Here is a 15624-nt window from a genome sequence, read left to right as displayed (position 1 = left end):
CTGTCGCCTGCAGCTTCAAGCGTCAGGTTGCGCGGCCGGCAGCGAAAACACGTCCGCCAGGTCTCGGATGATGACCTGGGCCGATTGCAGAACGAAGGCACCATCGCGCGTGCCGCGGCTTTCAATGGAGCGCACGATCGACGAAGGGAAGGCGTCTTTTATGATCTTGCGCAGCGCCTGGCTGCTTTCGTCGCAATCACGCACGGCGATGTCGTCACCAGGCGTGGAGTGGAGAACGAAGCCTCGGCTTTCGAAGTAGCTCTGCACCCGCGCGCGCCGCTCGGCTTCAGGCAGCGCGGGATCCTGCAAATGCATCCTCTCTTCCATCTCGAAGTAGAGCGAGCAGCTGAGCTCGACCTCCATGCTGCCTTCCTCGGACATGCTGACCGCAGACGTATGTCCGAGTCCGTCACGCTTCCACCATGCGCGCACGCGATCGCGCATGTCGCGCATCGCAGCCTGGATCTGCTGTGGCGACACCATCGGTTGGTCAAGTTCATTCACCATGCTGGCCCTCCTCCTCTGCTGCGTCTCGCAGCGCCTCGACGTCTTCGAGGTTGTGGATGTAGATGCGGGCCTCCGACATCACTGCGACCTGCTTCGCGCCGATCGTCGTTTTGATATTCTGGAAATGAGCGGAAGGCAGCGCTTTCCTGACCAGCCGTACGAGTGCATCGCGGCTGGCTTCGCAGGCCGCCAGATGTCCAATATTGCCGCGGCCCGCGGCGAGCAGGAAGCCTCGAGCCTCGAGGGATTTGAGCCAGGCGGCGCGATCGGATTTGTCCGTAACAGGCGTGCTGGAATCCGTTGATCGTGTCGTACCAAACAACGAACACGACAATGTCACGGTCAGTCCACCCCAAGTGTCAAGAGCTGCCTCGCGTACCACCCCAAGGCCTTCGTGGCGCCACCAGCGATTCAGTTTGCTGATGAGGTATGCAACTGCTTGCTTCGTTTGCTCCGCCGTGACGGCACCGCCGAGCTGACGCTCGAGCTCGTGCACGCGTATGTTGGCCCTTCGAATTTCGAGGTACCTGCGTTCGCGCTCCGCGGCCGAGTCGGTCTCGACACCAGTTATCGTGCTCAGCTGGGCCAGGCGCGACTCGGACGTGTATAGGATGCTGTGAATGAGTTGGCGCTGAACCGGCTTGCCGGGCTCGCACAGTTCGGCCAGGTAGCGCAGGGCCGAAAGCATACCGCCTATCTCGCGGCGCAGGACAGCACTCTGGTCTTCGTCGAGCACGGCCGGTGCGGCGGTCTCGTAATCGCGTTCGAACATTCGGGCTCCACTAGTTCGTTGAGTCAGCCGCGCGTCAGCGTGAAACCGTGCCGCAGCCAGTCTCTCGCCGCTTTCTTGGTTGGCACGATAGCCTCGTCGGGGGCGGCACCGGCGGTCATCAGCACGCAGCGGTACTGCCCGATGTCGTCCCGGTAGACCACCAGCTTTCCGCCCGGCCCTTCTGCTGTACAGGCCCTGCCGGCTTGCAGCGCGCGCTCGCCCGCCGAGAAGCTGTTGATGGGTACTACGTCGCCGATGACACCGGCGGCAATCCCAGGGAGGCCCTCGATTGCGACCGTGGACGCCTTTTCGGAACGTGTCGTGGGGCGGAACCTGATCCTCATATCTGCAGAGGCGCCACGCTTTTTCACGACCTTGAGCGTGCCCTGGCCGAACAGGAATACGGTTTCTCCGGCAGTCAAGCTTTCGGCCATCCGCTGACCGATCTCATCGAAGAACAGCATTCCCTTTTCTTGCGTCACACCGAACCGCGCGGACATCAGCTTGGCGAACTCGCGCTTATTGAATCCTGCGGCCCGTGCCTGGTCGGATGCCGGGGCGGGGCAGGGCGCCCCACTCTCGTGTGAGTCTGGCAGCGGAATTGAATTTATAGTCGACGTCATGTTTTCGGTAGCCCATTTTCAGAGAAGGACGTCGCCCAGGCCCACCAAATCACCGGCCATGTGAGTCGAGAAGCTCAGGACAGATGATGGAGCGGGAATGTCAAGGGCTGCGCCGGCACGTAGCCCGGCCCGCTCGCAATGGCCGAAAAAGCTGGCGCCGGCAGCTGCAGGCGCCGGCGCCACGCTCGCATTGGCGCCGCGGGCGATGCGCGAGACGCGGTCGGTTGCGGCGATCGCCACGTTTTGATGGGTTTCCGGGTCGTACTCAAGCTTCCCGCCCACACTGACGACGTCGCCGGCCGCAAAGCCCGACCCTTGGGTCGTCACGAGTTTAATAAGGGCCGGGTCGCGCAGCTGCACAGACACCAGGCCTTTCATCGGCCCGGTACCGCCGATGACCAGGTTGAGGCCGCGACCGCAGGTCATGATCCGCTCGATTCGGCCAACAGCAACAAAGGTGTTCTCGTTCATAAAATTTTTTTTGGATGTTACGTTTTATTAGTATGGCACAAAAACGCTGCTATACGGATAGAAACGCGAAAAGTGCCGGTTCGACCAGTGTTAGGTGCCTCCTGATACCTAACTTCATGCGATTGACCGAGGTTACCGTTTGTGAAATCATCTTGCCTAAGGACAATAAAATGTCCATTTTTTGCGGAGTTTCAGTGTCAGATGTTCATCAAAACAGTGTCGACAGCATCGTCGAAAACGACTACGAAGACTACCTTCGTCAGAGGTCGCTGAACGCTGTTTTGACGACATCGGCCGTGATCTCGAGTATCTGGTTTGCGGTGGGTATCGTCTTCCTCGCTGTTGGCGTGTGGGTGTGGCCTGCAGCAAATGCCGTTGGTATGGACCCGGCCGGCCGCGAGCATCCGCTTACCGTAATCAAGGTGCCTGCCCAGGCATCAGGAGCAAAGCAATAATGTCTACTCAGCAGGAAGCGGCAGATCTGTTTGGGATCGACCTGCACGCCGAAGTCACGCGTCTACGTGCACTGAACGGCAAACTCGCCGGTGGTATCGTCATTGCGGCTCTCGCAGGAACCATCGGGATCATTGCCGGCATCGTCGGCATGACCCACAAGCCCGAGCGAGAGCGCATTGCTCTGGACGCCGCGGGCCGCGCTTACCCAGTCATGCCGCTGACGAAAGGCGACCCGCCCGACGCGCGCATCACGCGAATGGCGGGTGACTGCATGAATTCCCTCTTCAATCACGCCTTCCACAACTATCAGACAACCGTTGAGCGCGCCATCGGCGAATGCTTCACTGGCGGTGGCAGCGAATCCGTGCGCAAGGTCATGGAGCCCTTCCTGGAGAAGATGAAAAAGGATGATGTGAACTTGGCGAGCAGCTTCGTCATCCAACCCTTCATCAACGCTCGCGGTGTCATGGGGAGCGGCGCGAGCGCTCGTAACGTCTTCCACATCCAGGGCGTGATCGATATCGGGTATCGTGGCGGCAAGGCCAACACTACCTCGCGCCCTGTATCGTATGCATTCCAGACCGATGTTGTGCGAGTGTCGTACGATTCGCATATCGAAGGGATGCGTCTTCAAAACGTCGTCCTGGTCCCCTGGCAGCCGTAGGCCGACCAGTCTTGCAGTAGAAGAAAGGAAGTATCACGGATGAATATTGAAACCAAGGTGCTGAGCGACGCCGAGCTCGAGGCGCTGCTGGCCGGGGATGAAGCCAAGGTGATCGAGCTGTGCCAGATCGAGCACGAGCGCGTATTACTGGAGCACCCGCAGTTTGCGGAATGGATCGAGGACATCGATCCCTATATCTGCCCGCGCCAGGATCTCATCGACGCCCTGCGCAATTCGCCGAACGGCTTCGTCCGCCAATACCTGTACTCCATCTTCGCATTCCGCCAGAGTATCAACCTCGTGGCCGGTCGCAGTTTCTACTGAAAGAATCCCATGAAGTTAAAAGCATCAGTTGTGGCTTTTTCCGCCTGCCTTTGTTCTGTTGTATGCGCACAAAACGTGACGCCAAAACCAGTGGATCAGTCGGCTCCGGCGCAACGCAAAGGTGCTGTCATTGAAAACTTCCCGACGCGAGAGCAGGCACAGCAAAGTTGGCAGAAGGCAGAGCCACCAGCGACCAACTCCGTGGCGAACGGCCCATCGGGCAACATCGGGCCGGCCGGGGCGCCATCAACCGGCGCGGCCAAAGGCGGCGGCCACGTGGCCGGCCGCGAGCTCCCGAATCCCAAGTTGCCCGCTAAAGACGAAGACGTCGCCGAGGCCACCGAGCGTGTGTCTCCCTTGAGCCCCGATGAGATCCGCCAGTTCGCGAAAGCGATGGTCGAAAGTGCTCGGGCGATGGCCGAGGTGCCGGGCGGGCCATATACGGTGCGCGGAAGCCGCATCATGCCGATCAGCTTCGAGCCCAATTCCAAGCCAGGAACGATCGATGTTGCGCTCAACCTCGGAGCATTGCTCACGTTTGTCGATCGCTCCGGCACGCCGTTGGTCGTTGATGGCGCCAAGACGTTCGGGAATGCCTTCAGTGTAGGTGTTCTCCAGACCGATGAAGTGAGCCAGCGCGGCTCGTCGACCGTGGAGGTCACCGCACAAGCGATCAGCGGCACGGGCAACATGATGGTCCGCCTTGTCGGCGTGCCCAACCCCATTCTCATGCAAGTACGTGTTGGTAGCGAGGCCAAGACCGTGGACAGCGTAATCCAGGTTGTTGTGCCGGTGCTGACCGCGGCGAAGAACGTGCTACCGGGTGACCGCCTCGAAGCCGACGGTGGCACCCAGGTGGGTGAAATGCAGGGTTTCTTGATGGGGATTCCTCCTGAGGGTGCGGTGGACGTGAAGGTGAGCCAAGTCGCCTCGACTTTCGCATGGATGTGGCGGGGCCACCTGTACGTCCGCACCCCGCACACGATCTTCAGCCCCGGCTGGTTCAAGCGTCAGGCAGCCGTCGATGGAACCGCAGTCTACAAGCTGCCGTACACCTCGCTCGTCCGCATGGGTGTCGATGGCCGCGAAGTGAACGCTGTCATGGAGCTGCCCTACATCCCGCCAGTTGCGAGCGCCGCCCGCTAAGAACAAGTAAAGGAAATATGATGGAACCGAACGATAACGACTTGCACGGTGCAATTCCCATATCCAGCAATGCCATCGGCGGCGGCACTGCCCCGGCGCCAACGAAACCGCGCTGGGACCCGAAGGGCAAGCGAAACATGCTGATCATCGTCGGTGTCGTCGGCACGGCCCTCCTGCTGCTGGTCCTGCTATTTGCTGGCGGTAGAAATCAGGAGGAGAAAAAGGCGTCATCGATTGTGCAGGCCCCATCCGAGCAGCCGGTAGGGGCCGGGATGTTGAGCCAGGCCGATCGTGATGCGCTGAAAGCCCAGGAAAACGCGCGAATCGGCGCAGCTTTGAGCGGTGGCCAGAGTGCTGTCGGCGCGCAAGTCGGCGCGGGCGCCACTTCGGTCCAGATTTCGGCGCCTCAACAGGCCAGCGCGCCGTTGACGCAGCAGGGTGAGGTCCGTCTCGATCAGCATGCGCAACAGTCGCAGCCGCAGCAGCAGGCATCGCAAGCCGCTCCCCAGCAGCCGCCGGGTCCGAGTGAGGCGAAGACGAAGGGGCTGGAATCGCAAATGCTACGCATGATGACAGCGTGGGGCATGGGCTCCGACAGCGGCACCCAGCGTGGATCCTCGATGTACGTGCGTGAGGTGAAGAGCGGCAATGCCGCGGCTGGCAATCAGTCGGCTCAGCAAGGAAACAGTTCGGGTGCCATTCAGCGTCCTGCAAACGACCTCATGGTCGTGAAGGCATACGGGGAGATGTACGCCGCCGAGATGATCAGCGCAACTGACTCGGATACCCCAGGCAAGCTGCGAGCGCGCATCACGAGCGGTCCCCTGACCGGCGCCGTCTTGATCGGCGCAGCAAAGCGGATCGGTGACCAGGGCTTTCAGGTTGACTTCACCAGTGCGTCGTTCAATGGCCACGCGATCAAGGTTACTGCGTACGCCGTCGACAGCGAGGAGCCGGGCGACTTGGTGCGCGGCGATTATGACGGTCGGTACATGCAGCGGTACGTGTTCCCCGTGGTGTCAGAAGGCGTCAAGGCCTACGCGGGCGCGCGCGCACAAGTCGGCACGACCGTGATCGCCATCCCGGTTCCTGGTGCTAGTGGTGTCGTCACTGGCGGCCAGCAGACGCCGCCCCCGACCGCCGAGCAGGCGCGCAACGCCATGTATTCGTCTGGCGCCAACCAGGTATCGCGCGCGCTTGCGACCGGTCCGCAGGATGGTCATCTGACACTCGCGGCCCGCACGCAGATCGGCATCGTATTCGAAGAATCGATCTATCAATCCGACATCTCTGGCCAAGCTCGCCAGACCGGCAAATAAGAAAGGGCACCACATGACTAGCACAGGCTTTTACGAGACCGCCGAACCCGGCTTCGGGGATCAAATGGACCCTTTGGGTACGGCAATGCCAGCTGAGCCCGCTGCCCAGAAGCCTGCGGCGGCGGCATCGGTCACCATCGGCAAGACGAAGGTGAAGAAGAAAATGTCGACGTGGAAGAAAGTCGGGATCGGCGCTGGCGGCTTCTTGGCAGCTTTCCTGGCCCTGGTGCTCGTACTCGATCCGGGGCAACCCAAGGTCAACGCTTCGCCGAAGCCGCAATTTCCGGTTCCAGTTCCGGCCAATCAAGGTCAGATGATGGGCGCAGATGCCGCGGGCGGCGCAACCGTGATGAGCGGCACTTCGGCGCCAGCTGCAGCGTCGCCGGCCGCGCCCGAAGCGGCGGTGCAGGGGGCCGCACCTGCCGCGCCTGCAGCAGCACCCGCGGCAGCACCTGCAGCAGCGCCCGCGGCAGCAACGGCCGCAGCACCCGCGGCAGCAACGGCCGTAGCAGTGGCGGCGGCAGCGTCTGTACCACTTGCGGCAGCTGTGGCGCCGGCACCGGCACCAGCTGCAGCGCCAGCCGCAGCGGCGTCCGCAGCGCCGACGCAGGCCGCGCAAAGCGCGTTGTCTTCGAATTCGCACGGCAAGGGGCACTCGGCCGCGAAGGCCGATACGTCAAGCGCGACGCCCGAGCAGCTGGCATCTCGTGTTGCTGTACTGGAGCGCCGGCTTGCCCGATACGAGCGCGCAGAAGCTCAAGATCGCGTCCGCAGTGCAAAAGAGGCCGCGGTCCGTGCGAAGCACGTAGCAAGCGAAAAAGTTCTGCCGGTCGTGCAGCCGATCGTGGAAACCAAAAAGCCGGTGGCGCTGACCAATGACACGGTGCGCGTCGTCGGTGTGTCAACGCACCACGGTGTGACGACCGCGCTGGTGGACTTCGGCGGAATCAAGAGCCGAGTCGCCGCCGGAGACTCGATCCCAGGGCTGGGCACGGTCCAGACGGTCGCCGTTGACGCTGCCGGCAATCCCGTCGTCGAGATCAACGGCGTTCGATATCAATAACCGCTCGGAATTCCGCACATGGACCTCAATGCATTGCTGTCCTCGCTCTACATGGGCGCAAAGGTTACCAGGGAGTTTGCGATTGCCCTGTGCTCGCTCGCGTTGGGCTGGTACCTGGTCGGCAACGCGGCATATCGGATGGCACGGTGGAGCGACCCGCGCCGCACATATGGCTGGGGCTCCGTGTCTGCGAGGTTCATCGTCGGCACCTTCTTCATTAACGCAAATGCCTACATCAACATGCAGGTGCTGACATGGACTGGACTGGCCATGCCGTCGACGAACTCGATGTCGGTGATGCCGGGTGGTGGCGACAGCGTGCCGAAGATGATATTCCAGTGCGTTCTCGCGTGGCTGGCGACTCTTGGCGTCCTGGCCATCATCAAGGGCACTCGCTTGATCGTGAAAGCAAACGACGGGGGCTCGTCGCAAGTCGAGGATCCAGGTTGGACGGCGGCGGTCTTCATCGTCGCGGGAGCGTTTGGCGTCAATTTATGGCGATTCGTGGCGCCACTCATTTGAGGTTGCAACCACGTAATAGGAATTCGGTTATACACCGGGTATGTCGTTCTAATCACTTAAGCACAAGGGAAATCCCAAAATGAAACTCTCGAAAAAAGCTCTGAAACTGGCACTGCCACTCGTCGCAATGGGTCTGATGGTGGCGTCGCCGGCCCATGCTGATGACTTCTTCGACCGCGTCGCATACATCACCAGCAAACTGCCGCTGATCAAGTCACTTGCGATCTACGCCTTCTTCTTAGCTGGCGTCGGTGCACTCGGCTGGGGTATCACCGAAATCATCAAGAAGTCGAAGGCGCGTGGCGGAGATGAGATCACGTGGGGGATGATTGGCCTCAAGATCGCGGCCGGCGCGCTCCTCGTCGGCTTTACCGTGACCACGGATCTCTTCACCCAGACCTTCATCGGCACCTCCGCGTCGAACAACGTCAGCAACATGCAGTAATTCGTGATGGTCGAGCTCATTCCAGGCGTCAGCCGAAACACGTTCCGCGACCACGATCCTCAAGCGGAGGCGGCGGACGCCGCTTACCGTGCGAAGAGACCGGCGGTTCTGCAGCGCGCACAGCACACCTGCCAGGCCTGCGGCGTGAAATCGAGCGGCGGCCTGGAGGTTCACCACAAGGACTGTAACCACGCGAACAATACGGATGAGAACTTTTTGCCGGAATGCGTGTTTTGCCATCCGGTGAATCATATCGGCGAGCTGGCGAGCAGGCTGCTGCGTGCCGACGAGTCCGAGCTCGCGGGAAGTGTTTCGCAGCTGGCGTATCTGCCGGACCTGCAGCAGGCGGACCTCTCCCACCTGATGCGCACGATTGGCCACGTGCTTGCCAGTCCTGAGGCATCGGAAGAGGAGAAGGCTGACGCGAAAGTGCTCCATGCAAGCCTTACCGAATACCAGCACTACATCGAGACTGTGTGGGGTTCGTCGAAGGCGGCGCATTTCGCGATCGCCTTGAAGGAAGTATCTGCGCCCGTGTATGCGGCCCGCGCGGAACCGCTGAAAGGTCTGCGCGTGGTCTTTGCCCTTGGCGTGATTGTGAAGCAGGCGAAGAAATTCGGCGAGGAGTTCGCGTCGTTACCGATCTCGTCCTGGCCCTCGATCTTCGCAAGACGCATCGCAGCCCAATAACACCAACGCACCGAAGTACAAGGATCAGATGTTTGAGGCGAATGTAAGGCACCGCAGCGCGACACTGGCCGAGCCGAAGCCTACACCGCGAGAGGTGGCCGAGAAGCTCATGATCGGTATCATCCTGCACGACAACCGGAACACACTTGGGGAGGGGTGGGCATTCCTGCCTGGCCGTGAGCCGTTTCGTGTTCGCGGGCTGTATGACCTGCCGAACGACGCCATGTGGATCTCTTCGGGCGATTTTCAAGATTTCCGCAACCGAGGCCAGGCACAGCTGCACCACGTGCGTCGCACTGGTTACCTGGGGCTGAAGCTGTCGGAGATCGCACAGGACTTCGGCATTCGTATCGACGGGTATCACGCGGTTGAAGGCGGCAAAGCGCTCGTGATCTACGTGCAGCACGCCGTACGCATGGCCGTCGAGGTCTACGGGCTGGACGACGTCATGCGCAACCTGCAGGACGACACCCTGGTTGCAACGATCAGCAAGGCGCTGCCGCCGGCGGCGCCGTCGAAGGACATGCTATTGCAGAAGCTGGCGGCCGCGTACCAGAGCTGGTCGTCGAAATACACCCCGTTCATGGACAACAGTGTTCGTGTGCGTCTGCGCTTTAACCGCATGGCGTACGCCGAGTGGTTGCTGAGCAATCCGGTCCCGGATGCTGGCTGGTCGCATGCGCTATCGGACGTTGGCTTCGACCATGATGCCGTAATGGCTGGTACGTTCCCGCCAACGCTGATCCAGGCGGTGGTGGAGTTTGATGGCGTGCCGGCCGAGCTGGCGGAGCTCATTGCGTACGGGGTCGGCGCTTCGAGGCAGCGCGCCAAGCGCACCTGGATGACCGACGTCGAGTATCGCTGGATCAGCCGCTATGCCCGCGTGCACGTGCAATCGTACTTGGTGTCATCGACATGCTTGCCCTTGCCGACCGGCTGCCAGTTGCCGCAGGGGCTGGTGCAGGACCGGCTTGTCAAGGCGCTGCCCGCGTCCGGAATCGTCTCTTACATTCACTGCCAAGCGCTGATGTCGTCCAAATGGTCGAAGGTGACAGGCGGGAACGAATATGATCTACACAGCACCTGGCTGCGGGCACACGACCGCGCGATCTGCTTCGAGGCCGCGCTTCGCATGCAGCAGGCCGGATTCCCTGTGTCCGGATATGGCAACGGCTCGGTGATTGTCAACGTTGATCGCGAGAAGTTGGTCGATTTAGAGAAGGCGGCGATCGCGATGGACTTCACGAATCCACGCTGGAACGCATTATTACAGGAGTTTGGCTATGTCAGCCCCGATCATTCCCATTGACCCGCTGGATCGGGCGCTCAGCCAGATCGTGTGGCGGTTGCCGCTCGAGCTCACTGCGGAAATGGACAGCATCTTCCACATGACGCCGGTGGCCCGGATCGGGCGCCTCATGGAGATCATTACCGCGGCCGCGAAGCGGGATCCGAACATTGTCGCGATCCTCAAGCAGCCTGACGTGCTGCCCGGTTTGAAGCAGATGGCGGACGACCGCCGCGCGGAACTGGACGCTGCAGAGCAGCAGAGGCCAGCACGAGCTGCCTAACCGCCCTCCATCTTAAACTCGAACAGAACATGACGAACATACTGCTTTCATTCGCCGAGGCGGCGCACGACACCCTGGGCGGCGGTAGCGCAGAGGTCCACTGCCAATGGCGCGGCGCTGTCGTACCCTCCCAGCGCCTCGATCAAGGCGCATTCATCAGCGAGATGCTGCAGGACAGCCATCTCCCCAAGGGTACGCACGGCGGTGCGGATGGCGGCGATACCGGGCCGTTCGCTGAGCCGTACTCGCTGGAGATGGCCGACGGCACCCTGGTGTCGTTCCTACTGGTCCGTGGCGCGCGCAATAACATGCGGGAGGCCGACGCGGCCCGTATGGCCGAACTGGTCTCGACCAAAGTCGCAGCCTATATGGCAGGCGGTAACGGTCGATCGTATTCGTTTGGACTGTACTTCCTGCACGACCCAAATACGGCTGCGCAGGTGTTCGAACAGAAGATCGCACCGATGCTCGCCACGGCCAAGCGCCTGGGCGGCGACGCAGAATCGTATCGTCGTGACCTGGCGTCGCGATTGGCCAATGGTGCGGCCGAAGAGATGACGTTGCTGACGGTGCGCACGCATATGAAGGCATTGCGTCCGGACGAGATGAAGCGCGCGACCGAGCAGTACCAGGACATGGTGAAGAAGGTCATGGCGGCGGGGAAGGGTGTGAAGAGCGTGCCGCTCGGCGTCATCTCCCCATTTGGGCAGGCTCTGCTCAGCCGCAGTCCGGCGATCCTGCAGCGTCACGAAGGCCTGGTCAAGAGCCTGCTGAACGATTTCAACAGCCGCGCGATCGGCCTGTCGATGCAGCTTCTCGCGGTGCGCGAGGCCTTCGAGCGAGTGCGTCGCTTTGCCGACCGCGAGATCCCGTTTCAGCCTGGCTGGACGGCGCGCCTCATGGGGCAGGAGGGCGCCATCTATTCGGCCACTGCAAACAAGGCGTCGCCCGCGCCGCTGTCGTTGGGGATGCAGGTCCTGACCCGTAAAGTGATCGGCCACATCAATAATTACGAGACCGCCACCCTTGGCCATACCTGGTACGGTACCGCAGTTATGGAGGTCGGTCCGGTCTCGCCGCGAAACCTCCCATCGCAGACGATCTTCTCGGCGCTCATGCAAAAGGTTCGTGCCGTCGGTATCCCGATGAGCATCTCCTACGAGATCCTCCCGAACGGCCTCGATTACAACAAGCTGAACCAAGTCCTCAACTCGTTCCTGGCTCCGCTCAACGCGACAAATCGTCAGATCCGTGATGCCTACGACGAGCTGCGTGAGCATCAAGAGCGCTACGCGGCTACCGATCCGATTATCGGGCTGCGCGTGTCGTTCTCGACCTGGGCCAGGTCGCAGGAGACGGCTGAGAGTGCTCTGCTCGAGCTCGACCTGGCGGTGAAGAGCTGGGGCGGTATGCAGGCAAGCCACGAAACCGGTGAACCGGACGTCGCCCGCCTGTCGTCTATCCCGGAATACACCAGCGCCAGCTGCGCGCCAGTAGTGCCGGCGCCACTGTCCGATGCGATCTACATGTCACCGTTGATGCGGCCGGCGTCGCCCTGGGAATTCGGCCAGCTCCAGTTCAAGACCAGCGATGGCGTGATCTACCCTGTCCAGATCGGCTCGCGGAAGCATGCGTCCTTCGTGTCCGGCTGGGCCGCGCCGTCGGGCTCCGGAAAGTCATTTCTGGTGAACCGCGTGATGTACTGCCTGTCGCTTTCACCAGGTGCGCAGCAGCTTCCGTATGGCCTCGTGGCGGACGTGGGTGCCTCGGCGAAAGGATTCCTGCGCCACCTCCGTACTGTGCTGCCTCGCTCGCTGCACGATCAGCTGCTGTATTTCAAGGTCATCAACGACGCGATGTACTGCGCGAACCCGCACGACCTCCAGCTTGGCTGCACCCGGCCGACGGGCGGCGAGATGGACTTCCAGGTGGCCGTGTACGAGATCATCTTCAAGGGTCTGGGTGACGAGACTGGTGCATTCATCAAGGCGATGATCAACGAAGCGTACCGGATGTACGCACCAGATTCCACTGACGCGCGGATCTGGCAACGGGCGAATAGCGATGAGATCAGCCGCGAGCTGGATGAGATAGGTTTCCAGATGGACGACGTCCGGCCGCCGACGGTCTACCGCGTGGTCGATGCGCTGTTCGCCGCCGGACGTATCGAGTCGGCCCGGATCGCGCAGCGCTACGCCGTACCACGCATGGAAGACATGACGAAGGTGCTGCAGAGCGACCGCGTGCGACAGGTGTACGGCACCGCGCGAGTACGCGACGAGCCGCTGATTGAGCGTGCGTCGCGCGCGCTGCTGAATGCGACGAACGAATTCGCCGTCCTGTCGGGCGTCACCCGCGTAAATGTCGATAACGCGCGCATCATCGTGGCCGACCTGCAGAACGTGCTGGGCGGCTCCTCGTCCAGCGGCAAGGAATTTGCCGGGATGATGTACCTGTATGCTCGCCACCTTGGCGCCCGCAACTTCTTCCTTGACGTCGATGAGATGGAAACACTGGTACGTCCTGAGTACAAGGACTACCAATTGCGCCGCGTGCGCGAGATCCAGCAGACCCCTAAAGTCCTCACCTACGAGGAATGGCACAACGTGAATGCGGTGCAGGGGCTCCTGAACCTAAACATCAAAGAGACGCGCGAGACTCGAAAGTTCAAGGTGTACCTGAACTTCGTGACGCAGTACGTCACCGACTATCCGCAAGAGATCCTAGACGGCATGACGACGCTGATGGTCGCCGGCCAGCAGTCGGAGGCGCAGAACCTGTATGCGCACGAGAAGCTGAACCTGTCGAATACCGACCTCGACATCCTCCGCAATGGACTGGATCGCCAAGGCCGCATCTGGTCGTGGTTCCGTCTGCGCGATGGCCTGGTCACGGCGGTGTTCGACAACGAAGTGGGCCCGATCGAAACCTGGTGCTATACGACCGATGACACCGACGCCCCGCTGCGCAACGAGCTCGAGCTTCTGATTGGCGAGACCGAAGCTGTGAAGTTCCTGGCGCGCGAGTTCCCGAAGGGTTCTGCAGGCTCCTATATCGAGCAGCGCAACCGCATGATGGGTACCGAGCGCGTGGGCGACAAATCGACGACCGTCACTTCGATCATTGCGAAAGAACTGGCCGAGAAGTACCACGAGTTCTCCCGCGAGCTGCAGGCCGCCTGAATGACGCCCGATGTTATGCACAGAAATGTGGATAAGTCGGGCATTTTTTTATCCAAACCCAGCATCCATGCGCCCTCCATCGGGGATGCTAAAAATTGAGCAGAGGCAAGATCGCCGCTGCGTCACTTCGAAAGGACCTCATCCGTGAAAAGCATCCCCAAGATCGCCCGTATCGATATTGCCGTTGCCGTCGTGTCCGGCGTCCTGGTCGCGTGTATCACCGGCGCGATGGTTAGCGATCTGGCTGCCGGTGCGCTGGGCTGCGTTGTCGCATTCTTGACGATGACCGGGCACCAGCGCCAGCGAGCCGCCTTGCAGGCTCGCATCGACAACCCGGCCGCCCTGCACTGGGAAGTTGTGGTCAACGACGTTCTAGTCGGAACGCTCGCCGACGCGCATTACGCGGCGCTCGAAACGGCCGTCCTCGACGACTGGCGCCTTTACCTTGCTCAAGCACGGAATTTTGCCGAGGTGTGCAGCCGCGCCGGCGGAAAATTTCTTTTTGCCGTGCCCGTGACGCTGTTCTGGCTGGGGATTGCGGTAGTCGCGTTCGACCCACACAGCGCGGTTGCCGTCATCGATGCCGTGCGAACCACCCCGTCCACCGAGATCATTTCCGCATTCGGTCCTATCGTACGCAGCCTGGTGGCGATCGTTGCGGTTCCGATGGGCGTGTACGCTCTCCTCGCGGCCCCGAGCTTCGGCTACGAGAACCAGTTCCAGGCAGAGCTCGGTGCAGCCGTGCGCCGCCGTGTGCAGGCGGCCGCAGCAGGCCGAATGCTCCTGGTGCCCGTGCAAGCGCTCCGCACGGCCTAATTCGTCGCGCCGGTGAGTGCAAGGCCTTTTTTGCAACCACGCCTGACCGAAATTTCTATGATGGGTCCATCAGCGATCGCAATGGGCGACCAGCTGAAGCAGTTAAGGAAGTACTGGTTTTTTAGCGAATGGCATCGTCGAAGGCCCAGACGTTGTCTACCAGATCTGGGCCAATTTTCTGAAAAGGGACACATCATGTTCGGTACCATCTCCGGCCGCGGTAACAGCAGCACCACCTTCGTCAACTACAACGGCAAAGTCGGCCTGTTCGTCATCGACCACAATGCCCAGAATGCGGAGGGCACCTTCCGCGAGCATACGACCACTACCGGCCGCACCGTCTACAAGGAAGAATACCCGGACCTGCTCTCGGCCTACGTGCGCCGTATCCTCGTCAAAGAAGAGGACGTGTACCAGAAACCGGGCGAGAAGGAGCACAAGATTCTGGTGTCGCTGCGCAGCCCGGACGGCAAGGACGCCGTGGTGAAGTTCAGCATGGGCAGCGGCGCGCTGCAGGTGCTGGGCGCCATCAACGCGGCTGACCTGACCCAGCCGATCACCCTGAAAAACTACCTGTTCCCGGCCGGCAGCAAAGGCAAGGATAAGGATCAGAACGAAGTCATCCGCCAGAAAGATGAAGTGCGCCTGGTGGGTTACCAGGGCGACCAGAAGCTGACCAACAAATACGGCGAAGGCGACGTCGTGATTCCGCGTGGCGAGAAGATCGAGGTGAAGCACCCGACTTCCGGCAAGGTGCTGAGCACGGTTACCGACTTCAGCGCGCAGCACGAATTCACGATCGCCCTGGCGCATGCTGTGAACGAAAAGGTGAAGGCGGCCACGACCTCGCAGCCGGCGCCAGTTGCACCACAAGCCCAGCCGGCCCCGGCATCCACCGCTGACGACGCCCAGCTGAGCGCCTCGGACATCCTCGGTACCGACGACGGTGGCGAGGCTGATGCCGCGGCCTTTGCCCAAAACGCCTGAGCAGCCGGTCCCCGCAAAAGGGGGAGCTGCAAGAAGCCCCGCCACCGTGCGGGGCTTTTTTGTTTT

The 15624-nt window shown here is 61.4% G+C and carries 18 protein-coding genes; 14 read left to right on the top strand and 4 right to left on the bottom strand.

Annotation, left to right across the window (positions count from 1 at the left end; translation table 11 throughout):
• Positions 1–15: 15 nt before the first annotated feature.
• From QPK29_RS21285 to QPK29_RS21270, 4 genes are all read right to left on the bottom strand, one after another.
• On the bottom strand, positions 16–507 hold the full coding sequence (locus QPK29_RS21285; protein ID WP_371771001.1) for a hypothetical protein: 492 nt from the start codon (positions 505–507) through the stop codon (positions 16–18).
• Complete coding sequence (locus tag QPK29_RS21280) at positions 497–1279, bottom strand: hypothetical protein (RefSeq protein WP_371771000.1); 783 nt, start codon at positions 1277–1279, stop codon at positions 497–499. The genes QPK29_RS21285 and QPK29_RS21280 overlap by 11 nt, the downstream gene beginning before the upstream one ends.
• Before the next feature lie 23 nt (positions 1280–1302).
• A complete protein-coding gene (locus tag QPK29_RS21275; RefSeq protein WP_371770999.1) occupies positions 1303–1743 on the bottom strand; it encodes a hypothetical protein in 441 nt (146 codons plus the stop codon).
• Between the two features lie 177 nt (positions 1744–1920).
• Entirely contained in the window at positions 1921–2373 is a 453-nt protein-coding gene (locus QPK29_RS21270; RefSeq protein WP_371770998.1) for a hypothetical protein, read from the bottom strand.
• A gap of 116 nt (positions 2374–2489) precedes the next feature.
• Here QPK29_RS21270 and QPK29_RS21265 point away from each other — a divergent pair, with 116 nt between their 5' ends.
• From QPK29_RS21265 to QPK29_RS21200, 14 genes are all read left to right on the top strand, one after another.
• Positions 2490–2828 (top strand): hypothetical protein, encoded by a 339-nt coding sequence (locus QPK29_RS21265; protein WP_371770997.1) that lies wholly within the window; start codon positions 2490–2492, stop codon positions 2826–2828.
• Positions 2828–3493 (top strand): DotI/IcmL/TraM family protein, encoded by a 666-nt coding sequence (locus QPK29_RS21260; protein ID WP_371770996.1) that lies wholly within the window; start codon positions 2828–2830, stop codon positions 3491–3493. Before QPK29_RS21265 ends, QPK29_RS21260 begins: the two co-directional genes overlap by 1 nt.
• Positions 3494–3532: 39 nt before the next feature.
• Positions 3533–3817 (top strand): hypothetical protein, encoded by a 285-nt coding sequence (locus tag QPK29_RS21255; RefSeq protein WP_371770995.1) that lies wholly within the window; start codon positions 3533–3535, stop codon positions 3815–3817.
• Between the two features lie 9 nt (positions 3818–3826).
• Positions 3827–4963: a DotH/IcmK family type IV secretion protein gene (locus QPK29_RS21250; protein ID WP_371770994.1), complete on the top strand. Its 1137-nt coding sequence runs from the start codon at positions 3827–3829 to the stop codon at positions 4961–4963.
• Positions 4964–4983: 20 nt separating this feature from the next.
• Positions 4984–6282, top strand: a complete 1299-nt coding sequence (locus QPK29_RS21245) for a DotG/IcmE/VirB10 family protein (RefSeq protein WP_371770993.1) — start codon at positions 4984–4986, stop codon at positions 6280–6282.
• 13 nt (positions 6283–6295) lie between these two features.
• The gene (locus tag QPK29_RS21240; protein WP_371770992.1) at positions 6296–7345 is read left to right on the top strand and encodes a hypothetical protein; all 1050 of its coding nucleotides are present in this window, start codon (positions 6296–6298) and stop codon (positions 7343–7345) included.
• 18 nt (positions 7346–7363) lie between these two features.
• Positions 7364–7867, top strand: coding sequence for a hypothetical protein (locus tag QPK29_RS21235; protein WP_371770991.1), 504 nt, complete (start codon positions 7364–7366; stop codon positions 7865–7867).
• Positions 7868–7946: 79 nt separating this feature from the next.
• Positions 7947–8312 (top strand): DUF6750 family protein, encoded by a 366-nt coding sequence (locus QPK29_RS21230; protein ID WP_371770990.1) that lies wholly within the window; start codon positions 7947–7949, stop codon positions 8310–8312.
• A gap of 6 nt (positions 8313–8318) precedes the next feature.
• Positions 8319–9002 (top strand): HNH endonuclease, encoded by a 684-nt coding sequence (locus QPK29_RS21225; RefSeq protein ID WP_400189823.1) that lies wholly within the window; start codon positions 8319–8321, stop codon positions 9000–9002.
• Between the two features lie 109 nt (positions 9003–9111).
• Complete coding sequence (locus QPK29_RS21220) at positions 9112–10311, top strand: hypothetical protein (protein WP_371770988.1); 1200 nt, start codon at positions 9112–9114, stop codon at positions 10309–10311.
• The gene (locus QPK29_RS21215) at positions 10286–10573 is read left to right on the top strand and encodes a hypothetical protein (RefSeq protein ID WP_371770987.1); all 288 of its coding nucleotides are present in this window, start codon (positions 10286–10288) and stop codon (positions 10571–10573) included. Before QPK29_RS21220 ends, QPK29_RS21215 begins: the two co-directional genes overlap by 26 nt.
• Positions 10574–10602: 29 nt before the next feature.
• Positions 10603–13755 (top strand): hypothetical protein, encoded by a 3153-nt coding sequence (locus QPK29_RS21210; RefSeq protein WP_371770986.1) that lies wholly within the window; start codon positions 10603–10605, stop codon positions 13753–13755.
• A 144-nt stretch (positions 13756–13899) separates the two neighbouring features.
• Positions 13900–14571: a hypothetical protein gene (locus QPK29_RS21205; RefSeq protein WP_371770985.1), complete on the top strand. Its 672-nt coding sequence runs from the start codon at positions 13900–13902 to the stop codon at positions 14569–14571.
• 195 nt (positions 14572–14766) lie between these two features.
• Entirely contained in the window at positions 14767–15558 is a 792-nt protein-coding gene (locus tag QPK29_RS21200; RefSeq protein WP_371770984.1) for a hypothetical protein, read from the top strand.
• Positions 15559–15624: the final 66 nt, after the last annotated feature.

This window comes from Massilia orientalis (assembly GCF_030411975.2).
GTDB classification, from domain to species: Bacteria; Pseudomonadota; Gammaproteobacteria; order Burkholderiales; family Burkholderiaceae_D; genus Telluria; species Telluria orientalis.
The sequence above is the reverse complement of the archived record's forward strand: the minus strand, read 5'-3'. Positions and strand labels throughout refer to the sequence as shown.